At 72.6% G+C, this 17920-nt stretch carries 8 protein-coding genes; 4 read left to right on the top strand and 4 right to left on the bottom strand.

Annotation, left to right across the window (positions count from 1 at the left end; genetic code table 11):
• Positions 1-110: 110 nt before the first annotated feature.
• From ABZW30_RS02135 to ABZW30_RS02125, 3 genes are all read right to left on the bottom strand, one after another.
• Positions 111-1013: a hypothetical protein gene (locus ABZW30_RS02135; protein ID WP_355669106.1), complete on the bottom strand. Its 903-nt coding sequence runs from the start codon at positions 1011-1013 to the stop codon at positions 111-113.
• A 7-nt stretch (positions 1014-1020) separates the two neighbouring features.
• The gene (locus tag ABZW30_RS02130) at positions 1021-1389 is read right to left on the bottom strand and encodes a peptidase inhibitor family I36 protein (protein WP_355669105.1); all 369 of its coding nucleotides are present in this window, start codon (positions 1387-1389) and stop codon (positions 1021-1023) included.
• A gap of 249 nt (positions 1390-1638) precedes the next feature.
• Complete coding sequence (locus ABZW30_RS02125; protein ID WP_355669104.1) at positions 1639-2877, bottom strand: cytochrome P450; 1239 nt, start codon at positions 2875-2877, stop codon at positions 1639-1641.
• Between the two features lie 112 nt (positions 2878-2989).
• Here ABZW30_RS02125 and ABZW30_RS02120 point away from each other — a divergent pair, with 112 nt between their 5' ends.
• The 4 genes from ABZW30_RS02120 (at position 2990) to ABZW30_RS02105 (ending at position 16621) form a co-directional block, all read left to right on the top strand.
• Complete coding sequence (locus ABZW30_RS02120) at positions 2990-3271, top strand: hypothetical protein (RefSeq protein WP_355669103.1); 282 nt, start codon at positions 2990-2992, stop codon at positions 3269-3271.
• A 717-nt stretch (positions 3272-3988) separates the two neighbouring features.
• The gene (locus ABZW30_RS02115; protein WP_355669102.1) at positions 3989-13249 is read left to right on the top strand and encodes an amino acid adenylation domain-containing protein; all 9261 of its coding nucleotides are present in this window, start codon (positions 3989-3991) and stop codon (positions 13247-13249) included.
• Positions 13236-14930: an NAD(P)/FAD-dependent oxidoreductase gene (locus ABZW30_RS02110; RefSeq protein ID WP_355669101.1), complete on the top strand. Its 1695-nt coding sequence runs from the start codon at positions 13236-13238 to the stop codon at positions 14928-14930. Before ABZW30_RS02115 ends, ABZW30_RS02110 begins: the two co-directional genes overlap by 14 nt.
• Positions 14927-16621, top strand: coding sequence for an NAD(P)/FAD-dependent oxidoreductase (locus tag ABZW30_RS02105; RefSeq protein WP_355669100.1), 1695 nt, complete (start codon positions 14927-14929; stop codon positions 16619-16621). Before ABZW30_RS02110 ends, ABZW30_RS02105 begins: the two co-directional genes overlap by 4 nt.
• Here the strand turns inward: ABZW30_RS02105 and ABZW30_RS02100 are convergent.
• Positions 16611-17888: an RNA-guided endonuclease TnpB family protein gene (locus ABZW30_RS02100; protein WP_355669099.1), complete on the bottom strand. Its 1278-nt coding sequence runs from the start codon at positions 17886-17888 to the stop codon at positions 16611-16613. The genes ABZW30_RS02105 and ABZW30_RS02100 overlap by 11 nt on opposite strands.
• Positions 17889-17920: the final 32 nt, after the last annotated feature.

Raw genomic sequence — 17920 nt, 5'->3', positions numbered from 1 at the left:
GACGGCCGACCGTACGACGCCGGAACGCGGCAACGAGATCACCCTGACGGTCCATCGGCCGACGGGGTCGGCCCGCCGAGCGAGGGGCTCGGCGGGCCGGGGGCCTCGCGTCAGGGTGTGCCGGTCGGCCGGTCCGCCCGGGAGAGGGCCTGCTGGCGCAGGCCGCGGAGCTGGTCGAGCAGCGGCCCGTCACCGCCGAGGACGGTCTTCTCGACGTCGCCCTGCACCTGCGTGACGGCGGTCGCGAGCCCGGCCTGCTCCTGGCAACGGGCCGAGGTCTTGGCCAACGACAGTTCGCCGCCGATGAGTTCGTGGGTCTTCGCCGGGTCGCTGCCGTCCTGCTTCACCCGCTGGTCGATCACGGCCACCGGGTCGGCCAGGTGGGTGGCGCTCTGGTGGGCGGCGGACATGCAGTCGCGCCAGCGGCCCTCGGCGGCGGTGTACCGGCCGTCGGCCTGGACGGCGGCGACGACCTTGCCGCTGAGCACCTGGAAGGTGTTGTACAGGCGGAGGTAGTCGGGGCCGTAGAGCGTGGTGTCGGCCTGGATGAGGCAGGAGTCGCTGTTGTAGAAGAACTGCTGGTGGTCGGGCAGGTCGACGGTGACCCGGTGGGCTTCCGTCCCCGACAGTGCGGACTTCCAGGCCTGGTCGGCGGCGTGGTCCTGGTTGGGGTCGGCGGCCTGCTTCAGGTTCAGCGCCGTGTTGATGACGCCGAAGCCGTCGTTGGCGGCCTGGTCGCCGCTGAGCAGTCCGTACGGGTTGGCGTCGACGCGGTGGTCGCCGGTGGCGAGGCCCTGGGGGCGGTACTCGAAGCCGCGGTCGCGCATGCAGGAGGCGACGAGGCCCTCCTCGGCGTTGTGCAGGGCGAGGCGCTGCGGCTCGTCGTAGTGGGTGACGCCGCCGAAGGGGCGTGGCTGGGCCCCGGGCGGGGTGGTGCCGCCGGACGAGGAGCATCCGGCGGCACCGAGGCCCAGGAGGACCGCCGCGAGGGCGAGGGTGATCCTGGTCTTCATCGCTGGATCAGACCGTGCACCAGCGGTTGGAGAGGATCTGCGGCAGGTTGTTGTAGATCGTGGTCCAGCCCGTGCCGCGGTAGAGGATCAAGCCCGGGCCCTGGGCGCTCTTCTGGGAGTAGACGACGACGTTGCAGCTGTTGCCGTTGTTGAACGCCGAGCCGCCGACGCTGTTGTTGAAGTTGGCGTACATGCTCAGGTCGTCGTTGTCCTGGTAGACGGTCTGGACGCTGCCGCTGTAGTTCGAGCTCCAGTACACACAGAGGCCGCCCGCGTTGCAGTTGGACGGCGCGGCCTCGGCGGCGGGGGCGACGACGCCGGCGCCGACGACGACGCCCGCGGCGACGGCGAGCGCGGCAATGGTCTTCTTGAACATTTCTGGCTCCTCGAATCGAGTGAAGGTGCCGTGCCTCGACGGAGTTGATGTTCCGTCGGCATCGCCAGCCTGCGACACGACCGGGGGCGAATGCCATCACCACGGACGGCCTGGGGACGGTGGGACGCCGTCCCACGCCCTGAGCTGCGCCGTCGTCCGGCGTCCCGGACGAACTGTGGGACGGCGCCGAGCTGTTGGGACGCGCAATGATCCCGGCGCGGGGGTGTGACAGCTCGGGGGAGAGTTCGCTCAGCGCAGGACCGCCGGGGTCGGGCCGTTGGGGCGGACGGTGATGCTGTAGGCCTCGCCGTCCGGCCGGGAGCGGAACTCCAACCGCCCCAGCGGAAGCAGCAGTTCCAGTAGTGCCGTGGTCTCCCGCACGGCGAACTGGGTGCCCAGGCAGGCGCGGGCGCCCAGGCCGAAGGGCAGGTAGGCGCCGAGCTGGCCGGGGCGGTCCGCGTCGGGGGCGAACCGGGCGGGGTCGAAGCGCTCCGGGTCGGGCCACAGTGCCGGGTCGCGGTGGGTGAGGTACGGGCAGACCAGGACGTCCGTGCCGGCGGCGATCCGGTGCCCGGCGATCGCGTCGTCCTCGACGGCGTGGCGGGGGAGCAGCCAGGCGGAGGGGTAGAGCCGGAGGGTCTCGCTGACCAGCGCCTGCGGGTCGGCGCCGCGCGCCCCCGGGTTGTCGTCGAGCAGCAGGAACAGCCAGGTGAGCGTGGTGGCGGTGGTCTCGTGGCCGGCCACCAGCAGGGTGACCAGCTCGTCGCGGATCAACCGGTCGGTGTACTCGGGGTGGTGGTCGGCCGCGTCGAGCAGGACGCGGAGCACGCCGGGCTCCTCGACGTCCCGGACCGACCGCGCCGCGTCGATCGCCGCCTGGGCGACGGCGTCGATCCGGGCGAGGTCCTCGGCGACCGCGTCCCGGGCGTCGGCCGCATTGGTCGGCAGGGTCGGCATCGCGGCCACCACCCGTTCCACGGAACGCAGTTCGCCGTCCGTCCGGTCGTCCAGCGGCAGCCCGGTGAGCGCCCGCCAGACGGTGTCCAGGGCGAAGCCGCGCATCTCCTCGCCCACGTCGAAGGTTTCCCCACTGCGCCGGTATCCCTCCCAGCGCTCGGCGGTCCGGCGCGCCGCGGCGGCGATCCGCTGCTCGTAGCGACGCATCCCGGTGCCGGTGAACTGCGACTGCAGCAGCCGCCGTTGGCGCTTCCAGGCGTCGCCGGTGGCGGAGAGCACGCCGTCGCCGACCAGCATCCGGGCCCGGTGCGAGCGCTTGACGTACCGGTCGGGGTGGCGGCCGAGCACGTGCTGGACGGCGGCCGGGTCGGTGACCAGGACGGTCGGGGTCGGGCCGAGCCGGAAGGCGGCGATGCCGCCGATGCCGCGCTGGGCGCGGGCCAACAGGTCGACCAGCTGGGCCTCCTCGGCCCGCCACTGCTCGACGACGTCCGCCGCCAGCTCGGGGACGGGGTGCGCTTCCGTGGTCACGGGGTCTCCCTACGGTGTTGGGCGGCCCGGGAGGGGCTGGGAACATCCGGGCTGACTGTACGCCAGACGGGCGAGGCCGAGTGGCGGCGTGATGACCTCCGGGGAGGAGGGGTTGAGCGTCGCGGTGACCCCGGCCGGGGCGCCCGAGGTGCTCAGGTTGACGGTCTGGGCGGTGCCCGAGGTGACGGCGGTGGAGACCGTCGCGGTGGTGGAGGAGCCGGGCTGGACGAACGTGCCCTGGCTGTCCATCGCCTCGCTGCGGCTGCGGGTGGAGTCCGCCCCGGCCGCCGCCCTGCCCGCGCCGGTCGGGCACGAGCTGCGCGGCCTGCGTGACCGCCTCGCGGCGTACGCGCCCCGGGCCGCCCGCCGGCCGGCGGAGCCGGCGGGGTCGTGAAGCCGGCGGGGTCGTGCTGCCGGCGGGGTCTTGATGAGGAATGCGCCCCCTTCACGCCGGTCTGACGTCAACTTCGTGCGCTAATTTTCCGTCGATCGGGTCATTTGTGGCGTTAACACGTCGAATGACTGCCTCGGCCTGCTGCTCCCGCTAGAGTCTCTGATGTTTGCAGTCGTTAGTCCGCGAAGAACAAGGGGGAGCGTGCTGTCCGTCATCGCACGCCGACTCGCCCATCCGCTTCCGCTCCTAGGGGGGCTGTGTACGGTCGCCGCCACGCGGCACTTCCGCCTCGGGTGGGTCGGTTCGGCCCGCCCCGCGCTGCCGGCCGCGCTCGGGATCCCGCTCGCCCTGCCGATCGGCTCGCCTTCCCGCTGCCTCCAGAATGTCGCTGACAATGGCGTGAATCATTTTCCGGGTGTCTTCGTCGTGTGGTCCGGAGTGCATCTGACCCCGAATCTCGATCTGCTTCTCTGTGCATTCAGTATTCGTGGTCGGAATGCTCATTTCGGCGCAGGGGTATTCCGCTCGCGCCGACATCGACGTCCACCTCGGCCGACTCGGTCGGGGCCCGGTCGCGTTCCCGACCACCGGTGAGCTCGCCGCCACCCCGCCGCACCCCTGACGCCGGATGAAGGCCACCGGGCAGTCCGCCAGACCCCGGCCCGCGAAACCTCCCCCCGTGCCCGCGCCGTCCCGCCACCGACCCCGGATTGGATCATGACCACATCGCCCTTCGCCGTGCCCTGCGACCGGATCGCGATCACCGGGATCGGCTGCCGCCTGCCGGGACACGCCAACGACCACCGGGCCTACTGGCGCAACCTGATCGAGGGTCGGGACTGTCTCACCGACACTCCCGCCGACCGGTACGACGTCGGCACCCTCGGCAGCCGCGACCGGGCCAAGCCGGGGCGGCTGATCGGCGGGCGGGGCGGCTACATCGACGGCTTCGACACCTTCGACCCGGACTTCTTCGGCATCAGCCCGCGCGAGGCCGAGCACATGGACCCGCAGCAGCGCAAGCTCCTGGAGGTCAGCTGGGAGGCACTGGAGGACGGCGGGCTGCGCCCCGGCGAGCTGGCCGGGCGGGACGTCGGCGTCTACATGGGCGCCTTCACCCTGGACTGGAAGATCCTGCAGTTCGCCGACCTCGACTTCGCCACCATCGCCGCGCACACCGCCACCGGCACCATGATGACGATGGTGTCGAACCGGATCTCGCACTGCTTCGACTTCCGCGGCCCCAGCGTCTCGATCGACACCGCCTGCAGTTCCTCGCTGGTCGCGGTCCACCTCGCCTGTCAGAGCCTGCTCCGCGGCGAGACCGAACTCGCCCTGGCCGGTGGCGCGTTGCTGCACATGGCGCCGCAGTACACGATTGCCGAGACCAAGGGCGGCTTCCTCTCCGCGGACGGCCGCTCGCGCGCCTTCGACGCCTCGGCCGACGGCTACGTCCGGGCCGAGGGCGTCGGCGTGGTGGTGCTCAAACGGCTCTCCGACGCGCTGCGCGACGGGGACCCGGTGCACGCCGTCATCCTCGGCAGCGGCGTCAACCAGGACGGCCGCACCAACGGCATCACCGTCCCCAGCGCGGACGCCCAGGCCACCCTGATCGAGCGGGTCTGCGCCGAGGCCGGGGTGCTGCCCGGCAGCCTTCAGTACGTCGAGGCGCACGGCACCTCCACCCCGGTCGGCGACCCGATCGAGGCGGCCGCGCTCGGCCGGGTGCTGGGCATCGGCCGGCGCTCCGGGGACCGCTGCTACGTCGGTTCGGTCAAGACCAACATCGGGCACACCGAGGCCGCCGCCGGCGTCGCCGGGCTGATCAAGACCGTGCTGGCCCTCAAGCACCGTCGCATCCCGCCGCACCTCAACCTGGAGCGGCCCAACCCCGCCATCGACCTGGCCGTGCTGCCCTTCGAGATCCCGACCGCCCCCGTCGACTGGCCCGAGCACCAGGGCCCGGCCCGTGCCGGCGTCAACTCCTTCGGCTTCGGCGGCACCAACGCCCACGTCCTGCTGGAGGAGCCGCCGCTTCCCGCCACCGCCCCGGCCCCAGTCGTCGCCGCGGCGTCCCAGCCGACCCGTACGGTGCTGCCGCTGAGCACCCGGGACGCGGCCGGACTGCCCGAGCTGGCCGGCGCCGTCCGCGCGGAACTCGCCGCCGGGACGGCGCTCACCGACCTCGGCCACACCCTGGCCCACCGCCGTCAGCACCTGCCCGAGCGGCTCGCCGTGGTCTACTCCGGGCAACAGGACCTGGACGAGGCGCTGGCCGCGGCCGAGCGCGGCGAGGCGCACCCGCTGGTGGTCCAGGGACGCGCCCGGGAACGCGGACAGCGGCGGCTGGCCTGGGTGTTCACCGGCATGGGCCCGCAGTGGTGGGGGATGGGCCGGGGCCTGTACGGGAGCGAGCCGGTCTACCGGGAGGCGGTGCGGGCCGTCGACCGGGAGATCCGCGAGCAGGCCGGCTGGTCGCTGCTGGACGAACTGGGGCGCGACGAGGCGGACTCCCGGATGGCCGGGACCTGGCTCGCCCAGCCCGCCAACTTCGCCGTCCAGGTGGGGCTTTCGGCGCTCTGGCGGAGCCACGGTCTGGTACCCGACGCGGTGGTCGGACACAGCACCGGCGAAGTCGCCGCCTTCCACGAGGCCGGGGTGTACGACCTGGCCGACGCCGTCCGGGTGGTGCTCGCCCGCAGCGGGCTTCAGCAGCGCCTGGCCGGGACGGGCTCGATGCTCGCGGTCGGCCTGCCGGAGGCCGAAGCGGAGCGGCGGATCCGCCCGTACCGCACCCGGGTCTCGCTCGGCGCCGTCAACAGTCCCTCCGCGGTGACCCTCGCCGGCGACACCGAGGCGCTGCGCGAACTGGCCGAGGAGCTCGGGCAGCAGGGCGTGTTCGCCCGCTTCCTGGATGTCGAAGTCCCTTACCACAGCGTGCGGATGGACCCGATCCGGGGCGAGCTGATCGCCGCGCTGGACGGGATCAAACCGCGCGAGACGCAGCTGCCGCTCTACCTGACCGCCCGGGAGGGGCTCGCCCAGGGCCCGGAGCTGGACGGCGAGTACTGGTGGCACAACGTCCGCAATCCGGTGCGCTTCCGGGCCGCCGTCGAGCGGATGGCCGAGGACGGGCACCGGCTGTTCCTGGAACTCGGCCCGCACCCGGTGCTCGGGCACGCGATCCGCGAGTGCGCCGAGCGGGCGCACACCCTGCCGTCGATCCGCCGCCAGCAGGACGAGCCCGAGCGCTTCGCCCGGACCCTCGCCGAACTGCACACCCTGGGCGTCGAGTTGAGCTGGGGCGCGCTGCACCCGGCCGGACGCCCGGTACCGCTGCCGACCTATCCGTGGCGGCGCGACCGGTACTGGGTCGAGCCGAAGCCGGTCGAGCACGTCCGGCTCGGTCGGGTCGACCACCCGCTGCTGGGCCGCCGCACCGCCGCGGCGCAGCCCACCTGGACCACCGCCCTGGACCCGGAGCGGCTGCCCTACCTGGACGACCACCGGATCGAGGGCCAGGTGGTCTTCCCGGCCGCCGGGTACCTGGAGATGGCCGCCCAGGCCGTCCGGGCGCTCACCGGCGGCACCGAGGTGGTGCTGGCCGAGGTCGAACTGAGCCGGGCGCTGTTCCTCTCCGAGACCGAGCCGGTCCCCGTCCAGCTCGGCTACGCGCCCGAGGACGCCCGCTTCACCATCGCCTCCACCCCGACCGGCGGCGAGCCCGCCGTGCACGCGAGCGGCCGGGTCCGCACCGGCCAGCGCCGCGCCCACGGGCCCGCACCGGACTTCGACGCGCTGCGCGACCGGGGGCGCCGCTTCGACGGCCCCGACTGCTACCGGCGCCTGGCCGAGCGCGGCTACCACTACGGGCCCGCCTTCCAGGCCATCGCCGAGGTGTGGGCCGGTCCCGCCGAGGCGCTCGCCCTGATCCGCCCCACCCCGCAACTCGGCGCCGGGGCGGCCGATCACCACCTCCACCCGGTGCTGCTGGACGCCTGCTTCCAGACCCTGCTGACCACCCGGCTGCACGCCCCCGAGGGCGGCGGCGTCCGGTTGCCGGTCTCGATCGAGGAGGTCCGGCTCGACCAGGTCGGCGATCGGCCGCTCTGGGCGCACGCCACCGTCACCCGGGACAACGGCGAGGAATTCGTCGGCGACCTCGCCCTCTACACCGAGGACGGCACCCCGCTCGGCCGGATCACCGGCTTCAAGGTCGCCGACGTCGCCCGGGCCTCCGCCTCGGTGGGCCTGGCGACCATCGACGGCTGGCTCACCGAACTCGCCTGGACACGGGCCCCGGCGCCGCTCGACGAGTCGACCGGCGACCTGCTGCTGTTCGCCGACGGCGGCGGTCTCGCCGAGCGGCTGGCCGCCCTGGCGGCCGACCGCGGCGCCCGCTGCCACCTGGTCCGGCCCGGGACCTCCTACGCGTCCGGCGACGGTGAGACGACGGTACGGCCCGACTCCGCCGAGGACCTCCAGCGGCTGTTCGCCGACCTGGACCCGGCGTACCGGACCGTCGTCCACCTGTGGAACCTCGACCTGCCCGCCCTCGACGCCGCCGAGCCCGGGCAGCTCGACCGGCTCGCCACCCGCGGCGCCTACTCGCTGATCACCCTCGCCCAGGCGCTGCCCGCCGCCCGCCCGGACGGCCGGCTGCACATCGTCACCCGGGGCACCCAGGCCGCCGCGCCCGGGGACCGGGTCGAACCGCTCGGCGCCCCCGCCTGGGGCATCGGGCGGGTGCTGTGGCAGCAGGAACTCGTCGCCCAGCGCGGCAGCCTGGTCGACCTCGACCCCTCGCTCGACGCGCGGGACCAGGCCGAGGCACTGCTCGCCGAACTCGCCGCCGGTGGCGAGCAGGAGATCGCCCTGCGGGCCGGCAGCCGGCTCACCGGCCGGCTGCGCCGCGCCGAGGGCCTCACCCGGCCGCTGCCGCCGGTCCTGCGCCCCGACGGCGGCTACCTGGTCACCGGCGCCTTCGGCGCGCTCGGCCGGCTGCTCTGCCGCACCCTGGTCAAGCGCGGCGCCCGGCGCCTCATCCTGGTCGGCCGCACCGCCCTGCCCGAGCGCACCGAGTGGCAGACCGTCGACGCGGCGAGCCCCGCCGGGCAGCGGATCGCCTTCCTGCGCGAACTGGAGGCGCTCGGTGCCGAACCGCTGCTCGCCCCGGTGGACGTCACCGACGAGACCGCCCTCGCGGCCTGGCTCGCCGACTACCGGCAGCGCCAATTCCCGCCTATCCGAGGGGTGTTCCACCTCGCTGGGCAGGTCCGGGACACCCTGCTGGCGCAGATGGACCGGGCGGCCTTCGACGCCGGATACAGCCCCAAGGTGGTCGGCGGCCACCTGCTGCACCGGCTGCTGCGCGCCGAACCGCTCGACCACTTCGTGCTGTTCGCCTCGGTCGCTTCGCTGCTCACCACCGCCGGACAGGCCAACTACGCGGCCGGGAACGCCTTCCTGGACGCCCTGGCCCACCACCGCCGCTGCGACGGCCTTCCGGCGCTCAGCCTGGACTGGGGCCCCTGGGCCACCGGCATGATCGAGGAACTGGGCCTGGTCGCTCACTACCGTGACGCGCGCGGCATGAGCTCGCTGCCGCCGGAGGCCGGAACCGCCGTGCTGGAGCGCGTCCTCGGGCAGGACCGGGCCCAGCTGCTGGTCGCCACCGTGGTCGACTGGCCGACCTTCCTGGCCTGGTACCCGGCCCCGCCGCCGCTGGTCGCCGAACTCGCGGCGAGCGCCGCCGAGCAGGCCCCGGCCGAGACCGGCGGCTTCCTGGACGCCTACCGCGCCGCCGACCAGGGGGCCCGGTGGGCGCTGGTCATCGAGCGGTTCACCGCCGCCGCCGCGGCCGTGCTGCGGATCGGCGCCGAGCGGATCTCCCAGGACACCAAACTCGGCGCGCACGGCCTGGACTCGCTGCTCGCCATGGAGCTGCGGGCCCGGGTGCACGGCGAACTCGGCGTCGCCCTCCCGGTGGTGGCGCTGCTCAGCAACGGCACCGTCGGCGACCTGGCCGACCTGCTCACCGCGGGCCTGGCCGACCAGCTCGCCGCCGAGGGGAGCCCGGACCAGGCCGAGGTCGAGCTGTACACCGACGGGTCCCGCTACCCGCTCACCCACAACCAGCAGGCGCTGTGGTTCCTGCGCCAGCTGCACCCGGACGGCTTCGCGTACAACATCGGCGGCGCGGTCGAGGTGCGCGCCGAACTCGACCCGGAGCTGGTCTTCGCCGCCTTCGCCTTCCTGGTCGCCCGCCACCCCGGGCTGCGCGCCGCCTTCACCGCCGAGGAGGGCCGCCCCGTTCAGCGCATCCGCAGCGAGGTCGTCGTCGACACCGGGCTGTTCGACGTGGAGGGCCGCCCCTGGGAGGAGATCCACGAGCTGATCGTCCGCGAGTACCGACGGCCGTACGACCTGGCCGAGGACCCGCTGGTGCGGCTTCGGCTGTTCCGGCGCGGGCCGGACCGCTGGGTGCTGATGAAGGCCGTCCACCACATCGTCTCGGACGCGATCTCCACCTTCACCTTCATCGAGGAGCTGTTCGAGGTCTACGAGGCGCTGCGCCAAGGCCGCACCCCCGAACTGCCCCCGGTGGCCGCCCGCTACCTGGACTTCCTCAACCACCAGAACCGCTTCCTGGCCGGTCCGCAGGCGCAGCGGATGCTCGACTACTGGCGCGGGCATCTGCCGGCCGAGATGCCGGTGCTGGCGCTGCCCACCGACAAGCCGCGCCCGGCGGTGCAGACCCACAACGGGGCCTCCGAGTTCTTCCAGCTGGACGCCGAACTGACCGGCCGGGTCCACGGGTTGGCCCGCACGCACAACGCCACCCCGTTCATGGTGCTGCTCAGCGCCTACTACCTGCTGCTGCACCGCTGGTCCGGGCAGCCGGACATCGTGGTCGGCAGCCCGGTGACCGGGCGCACCCAGGAGGATTTCGCCTCCGTCTACGGCTACTTCGTCAACCCGCTGCCGTTGCACGTGAGCCTGACCGGGGAACCGACCGTGGCGGACCTGCTCGCCCGGGTGCGGGAGAGCGTTCTCGGCGGGCTGGACAACCAGGAGTACCCGTTCCCGCTGCTGGTCGAGCAGTTGGGGCTGCAGCACGACCCGAGCCGCTCCGCGGTGTTCCAGGCGATGTTCATCCTGCTCACCCACAAGGTCGCGGTGGAGCGCTTCGGCTACCGCCTGGAGTACATCGAACTCCCGGAGGAGGAGGGGCAGTTCGACCTGACCCTGTCCGCCTACGAGGACCGGTCGGACGGCTGCTTCCACTGCGTGTTCAAGTACAACTCCGACCTCTTCGAGCCCACCACCGTGCGGCGGCTGGCCGCGCACTACCGCAACCTGCTGGAGGCCATGACCCGGGCAGCCGAGGACGAGCCGGTCGGCCGGCTGCGGATGCTGGATTCGGCCGAACGCCGGCGCATCCTCACCGAGTTCAGCGGCGCCGAGCGGCGGATCGACCACGGGGTGCCGGTGCCCGAGCTGATCGCCAAGGCCGCCGCCGAGCACCCGGAGGCCGTCGCGGTGGTCGCCCCCGGCCGGGACCCGGTGCGGCGGCTGAGCTACGGCGAACTGGACCGGCGCTCCCAGCGCACCGCCGCACGGCTGCGCGAACTGGGCGTCGCCGAGGGCTCAGTGGTCGCGGTCTGCCTGGACAAGTCACCCGAGCTGATCACCACCCTGCTGGCGATCTGGCGGGCCGGCGCCGCCTACCTGCCGCTCGACCCCGGGCACCCGGCCGACCGGCTGGCCTACCAGGTGGCCGACGCCGGGGCGGCCCTGGTCGTGGTGGACGAGCGGCGCCCGATCGCGGCCGACCTGCCCGCGCCGCTGGTCACCCTGGAGGAGCTGGAACGGCCCGCCACCGCCGACGGGCCGCTGCCCGCCGCCGACCCGGACCGGCCCGCGTACGTGATCCACACCTCCGGCTCCACCGGCCGTCCCAAGGGCGTACGGGTCGACCACCGAAACCTGGCCGCGGTCACGGCCGGCTGGCGCGAGCAGTACCGGCTGGACACCGAGGCCCGGGTGCACCTGCAGATGGCCGGGACCGCCTTCGACGTGTTCTCCGGCGACCTCGCCCGGGCGCTCAGCACCGGCGGCACCCTCGTCCTGGTCGACCGCGAACTGCTCTTCGACACCGCCCGGCTGTATCGGGTGATGCGCGAGGAGGCGGTGGACTGCGGCGAGTTCGTGCCCGCCGTCGCCCGTGCCCTGCTCACCCACTGCGAACGCGAGGGCGCCGGGCTGGACTTCCTGCGGCTGCTGATCGTCGGCTCCGACTCCTGGAAGGCCGCCGAGCACCAGCGGCTGCGCGCCCTGTGCGGACCGGGGACCAGGCTGGTCAACTCCTACGGCCTGACCGAGGCCACCGTCGACTCCAGCTACTACGAGGGCGCCGCCGAGGAGCTGGAACCGGGCCGGATGGTCCCGATCGGCCGGCCCTTCCCGAACAGCGCGCTGTACATCCTCGACCGCTACGGCGAGCCCGTCCCGGCGGGGGTGCCCGGCGAGCTGTGGATCGGCGGCGCGGGCGTCGCCGCCGGCTACCCGAACGACCTGGAGCAGACCGAACGGCGCTTCACCACACTGGAGTTCGACGGCACCCCGCTGCGGCTCTACCGCACCGGCGACCTCGGCCACTGGGACACCGAGGGCACCGCGCACCTGCTCGGCCGGATCGACAACCAGGTCAAGGTCCGCGGCCATCGGATCGAACCCGGTGAGATCGAGGCCCACCTCACCGCCCGGCCCGAAATCGCCCAGGCCTGCGTGGCGGTCCGGCAGGACGCCTCGGGCGAATCCGTCCTGGCCGCCTACCTGGTGCCCGCCGAGGGCGTCGAGCTGGACCGCCGCGAACTGCGCCGCCACCTCGCCGAGCACCTGCCCACCGTGATGATCCCCTCCTACCTCACCGAACTGCCCGCCCTGCCGCTCACCCCCAACGGCAAGGTCGACCTCGCCGCCCTGCCGGAGCCCAAGGCCGACACCGGCGGCGAGCGGCACGAACCACCCGTCACCCTCTACGAGGTCCGGGTCGCCGAGCGCTGGAAGAACCTGCTCGGCCTCGAAGAGGTCGGCCTCCAGCACGACTTCTTCGAACTGGGCGGCAGCTCGATCCGGCTGATCGAGCTGATCCACCACCTGCAGACCGAGTTCAACATCGGCATCCCGGTCGGCCTGCTGTTCAAGGTCACCACCCTGCACGGCATGGCCCGCACCGTCGAACAGATCATCACCGGCGAGGTGGCCGGCGGCGAACCCCACCTGTGGTTCAACCCCGAGGCACCCGAGGACCGTACGGTCTTCTGCTTCCCGCCGGCCGGCGGCCACGGCCTGGTCTACCGGCAGCTCGCCGCGCACCTGCCCGAGCACCGGGTCGCCGCCTTCAACTACCTGACCGGGGACGACAAGACCGCCCGCTACGCCGACCTGGTCGAGGCGCTGCACGAGTCCGGACCGTACGTCCTGCTCGGCTACTCGCTCGGCGGCAACCTCGCCTTCGAGGTGGCCAAGGAACTGGAGCGGCGCGGCCGCACGGTCGGGTCGGTGCTGCTGGTGGACGCCTACCGTTCCCTGGAGGCCTTCGACCTGGGCGAGGAGCACGTGGCCGTCTTCGAGCGGGAACTGCGCGAGCACCTGCACCGCCACACCGGCTCGCGGATCGTCGCCCAGAAGACCCTCGAACAGGCCCGGGACTACCTGGAGTTCTGCAGCCGCACCCCCAACACGGGCACGGTGAACGCCCGACTGGACGTGCTCTGCGAGCGCGAGCGCGAGCGCCTCGCCGTGCACGTGGGCGGCGAGAGCGGTTCCTGGCACGGCGCCTCCGCCACCGGCACGGCGGTTCACGCCGGCCACGGAAGCCACGCCGAGATGCTCGACGGCGGGTTCGCCGCACGCAACGCCGAACTGGTGGGTGCCATCCTGGCCGGAGGCGCCGCCGATGGCCGCGGCTGACCGCGGGCCGGACTGGTCCACCAGGGAGCGGGCCGACGGCGCCCCGCCCCGGGTGATCGTGATCGGGGCCGGCCTGGCCGGCCTCGCCACCGGCTGCTACGCGCAGATGAGCGGGCTGGAGACCCGGATCTTCGAGAAGCACGTGCTGCCCGGCGGCTGTTGCACCGCCTGGTCCCGGCACGGCTACCTGTTCGACTACTGCATCGACTGGCTGATCGGCACCGCCGAGGGCACCGGAGCCCACCAGGTCTGGCGCGAACTCGGCGCCCTGGACGGCAAGTCGGTGACCCACTTCGACACCTTCAACCGGGTCGTCGACGAGCACGGCCGGGCCGTCACCTTCTACGGTGACCCGGACCGGCTGGAGGCCCACCTGCTGGACCTCGCCCCCGGCGACGCCGCGCCGATCCGGGCCTTCTGCAAGGACCTGCGCCGCTTCGCCGAAATCGACCTGCCCTGGGACCTCACCCCGCCGCCGCTGCGCACCACGGCCGAACGGCTGCGCACCCTGCGCACCGTACTGCCCGCCTTCCGACTGGTCTGGCGGACCGCGACCACCCCGATGAGCGGCTTCGCCGAGCGCTTCCAGGACCCGCTGCTGCGGCGGGCCTTCCCCAACATGTTCCTGCAGGAGCCGGCCGGATTCCCGCTGCTGCCGTACCTGTACACCCTGGCCGCCGCGCACACCGGCAACGCGGGCTTCCCGCAGGGCGGTTCGCTCGGACTGGCCCGCTCGGTGGAGGAGCGGTACACCTCGCTCGGCGGGGTGATCGGCTACCGCTGCCGGGTGGAGCGGATCCTGGTCGAGGACGGGCGTGCCGTCGGCATCGAACTGCGGGACGGCTCACGGCACTTCGCCGACCATGTGGTCGCCGCCTGCGACGGCCCGACGGTGCTGGACCGGCTGCTGGAGGGCCGCTACTCCAGCCCGGCCACCGACCGGCTCTACGGTGAACTGCTGGACAAGCCCGGCAACCTCTACCCGGCCGTGGTCTCGGCCTTCGTCGGCGTCGACGGCCCGCTGCCGACCGACGAGCCGCACAGCACCACCTACCTGCTCCCGCCCGAGCAGGGCGCCCGGCTGCCCGGCTCGCTCCAGCACAGCCTGGTGGTGCAGCTGCGCTCCAACTACGCGGACGGCTTCGCGCCGCCCGGCAAGTCGGTGCTCCACTGCACCTACTTCAGCGACTACCGCTCCTGGAAGAACCTGCGGATCCGCGACCGCCGGGCCTACCGGGCCCGCAAGCAGGAAGTCGCCGCGTTCGTCCGGGAGTTCCTGACCCGGACCTACCCAGGGCTCGGCGAGCGGATCGAACTGGTCGACGTCGCCTCGCCGGTGACCACCGAGCGCTTCACCGGCAACACCTACGGCAGCATCCTCGCCTGGCAGGCCTTCTCCGAGGCCGAGGACACCGCCAACCGACTGGTCAACCGGGACCGGATGCGGCTGCCGGGCCTCAGCGGCTTCTCCATGGCCGGGCAGTGGGCCTCGCTCGGCGGCCTGATCCGCGCCGCCACCAGCGGCCGGTACGCCGCCCAGTACCTCTGCCGGGAACTCGGCCGGCCGTTCCGGGCCTGGCCCAGCGACAACCGGGAACCCTGGCACGCGGGAAAGTGGGGCCGCCTGCCGCAACTCGACCGGGCCACCGTGGGCCGGATGACCGTCGGAGGGCCGGAATGACGGGGACGAGCAGCAGTCGGCAGAGCGTGGTCGTCATCGGCGGGGGGCTCGGCGGCCTGTCCACCGGCTGCTACGCGCAGATGAACGGCTACCGCACCCAGGTCCTGGAGATGCACGAGCTGCCCGGCGGCTGCTGCACCGCCTGGGACCGCGGCGAGTTCACCTTCGACTGCTGCGTCAGCTGGCTGCTGGGCAGCGGGCCCGGCAACGAGATGCACCGGATCTGGCTCGAACTCGGCGCGCTGCAGGGCAAGCGGATGCGCAACTTCGACGTCTTCAACGTGGTGCGCACCCGGGACGGGCAGGCGGTCTACTTCTACTCCGACCCGGACCGGCTGGAGGCCCACCTGCTGGACCTCGCCCCGGAGGACGCCCGGCGGATCCGGCAGTTCTGCGCCGGACTGCGCAAGTTCCGGGTGGCGCTGACCCGTTACCCCTTCCTCAAGCCGGTCGGGCTGATGGGCCGGTGGGAGCGCTGGCGGATGCTCGCCTCCTTCCTACCGTACGTCAACGTGATCCGGTGCTCGATCTCGGTGCTGATGACCGACTACTCGGCGCGGTTCCGCAGCCCGCTGCTGCGCGAGGCGTTCAACTTCGTGCTGTACGAGAAGCACCCCAACTTCCCGGTGCTGCCGACGTACTTCCAACTCGCCTCGCACGCCGGTCAGTCGGCCGGTGTGCCGGAGGGCGGCTCGCTCGGCCTGGCCCGCTCGATCGAGCAGCGCTACCGGCGGCTCGGCGGCGAGATCACCTACAACGCCAAGGTGACCGAGATCCTGGTCGAGCGGGACACGGCGGTCGGGGTCAGGCTGAGCGACGGCCGGGAGGTGCGGGCCGACATCGTGGTGGCGGCCTGCGACGGGCGGACCACGATGATGGACCTGCTCAAGGGTCGCTACCTGAACGACACCTACCGCCGGCTGTACACCAAGACGCTCACCGAGCCGGGCATGGTCTTCCCCGGCTACCTGACCGTCTTCCTCGGGCTGCGCCGCCCCTTCCCGGCGGGCGACCCGTGCACCACCTACCTGCTGGAGGAGGAGTTCGCGGCGCGGCTCACCGGCATCCGGCACCCCAGCATCAACATCCAGTTCCGCAGCCGCCACTACCCGGAGCTGTCGCCCGACTCGACCACCGTCGTGTACGCCAGCTACTTCTGCGACATCGCCCCCTGGCGGGAGTTGAGCACCGGCCCGGAGCAGGCGCCCCGGCTGCGGCGCGGCGAGGAGCTGCACACCCTGCCGGTCGGCCGGGGCCGGGAGTACCAGCGGGAGAAGCGCCGGGTGCGCGACGCCGTCATCGAGTTCCTGGACCGGCACCACCCGGGGCTGAGGGACGAGGTGGCCGTCAAGGACGTCTCCACCCCGCTCACCCAGGTCCGCTACACCGGCAACTACGACGGCACCGTGCTCGGTTGGCAGCCCTTCGTGGAGAGCGGGGAGACCCTGGAGGAGGAGATCAAGCGCAACGGGCCGGGGCTGCCGGGCCTGGCCAACTTCTACCTCTCCGGGGTCTGGGCGACCACCGGCGGTCTGATCCGCGCGGCGGCCGCCGGCCGGCACGTCGTCCAGTTCATCTGCCGCGACGACCGCAGGCCGTTCACCGCCGCGGTGGACGACAGCGCGCCGTTGCCCACCCTGATCACCGAACCGGTCGGGCCCGACGACCGGCAGTTTGGAGTCACCTCTTGACATCCTCGCCCGGCTGAAGCCGGGGGATTCCTCCCGCATCTGCGGCACGGACACCCGTGGGTCGCAGGTCGCCGAGGTGGGTTCCCCGTTCGACGGGCCGTGCCTGGTGTGGGATCGCCACGCCGGGTCTGACCGGCCCTCCAGGGGCGTTTAGCCTGTCCGCCTGCCCGGCGGCCAGGATGTTGCGAGCAGCATTGAGGTCACGATCATGCAGGACGCCGCATGCGCCACAGGCCCATTCGCGCACCGCGAGGGGTTTGGGTCCGTCGCGGTGTCCGCACGTCGAGCAGAGCTGGGAGGACGGGAACGCCCGGTGCACGATACCGACGGTGCGCCCGTACCGGGCCGCTTTCTCTTCGAGGAGTCGCCGGAAGGCGGACCATCCGGCGTCGTGGACGGACTTGGCGAGTCGGCCTCGGGCGAGGCCGCGCACGTTCAGGTCCTCCAGGTAGACGGCTTGGTTTTCGCCGATCAACTTGGTGGTCTGCTTGTGCAGCCAGTCCATGCGGGTGTCGGCCACCTTGGCGTGCGCCCTGGCGACCTTGATGCGGGCCCTGGCCCGGTTCTTCGATCCCTTGGCCTTGCGGGACAGCTCCCGCTGCGCGGCCTTGAGCTTCTTCTCCGCCTTGCGCAGGAAGCGCGGGTTGTCGATCACGCTGCCGTCGGAGAGAACGGCGTAGGTGGTCAGGCCCAGGTCGATGCCGATCTCGGCGGGCACCTCGGGCAGGGGATCGGGTTCCAGGTCCACCACGAAGGAGGCGTGGTAGCGGCCTGCCGGGTCGAGCACGATCGTCACCGACGACGGGTCGGAGAGGAGGCTGCGAGACCATTTCACCCGCACGTCGCCGATTTCGGCCAGGTTCAGCTTGCCGTTTCCCCGGATGCGGAACCCGTTGCGGGTGAACCGCAGCGACTGCCGGCTATCCCTCTTCGACTTGAAACGAGGCAGCCCGACCGGACGCCCCGCGCGCTTACCGGACACCGAATCGAAGAAGTGCCGGTACGCGGTGTCCAGGTCCCGGAGGGACTGGATCAGCGGGTCCACGCCCACCGACGCGAGCCACGCCCGCTCGGCGGTCTTCTTCGCCGCCGTGATCACCAGCTTCTGGAGATCGGCGCTCTTCGGGTACGGCAAGCCTCCTTTCCGGGCCTCCTTCCGCGCCGCAAGAGCGTCGTTGTACACCACCCGCGCACACCCGAACGTCCGTGCCAGCACAGCCCGCTGACCCGACGTGGGATAGATGGGGTAGGAGTACCGAAGGTGCACGAGATCAACCTACCGAAGGCCACTGACAACGG

This window comes from Kitasatospora sp. NPDC004669, assembly GCF_040609455.1.
Taxonomy (GTDB): domain Bacteria; phylum Actinomycetota; class Actinomycetes; order Streptomycetales; family Streptomycetaceae; genus Kitasatospora.
This window is presented reverse-complemented; position numbering and strand designations above follow the sequence as displayed.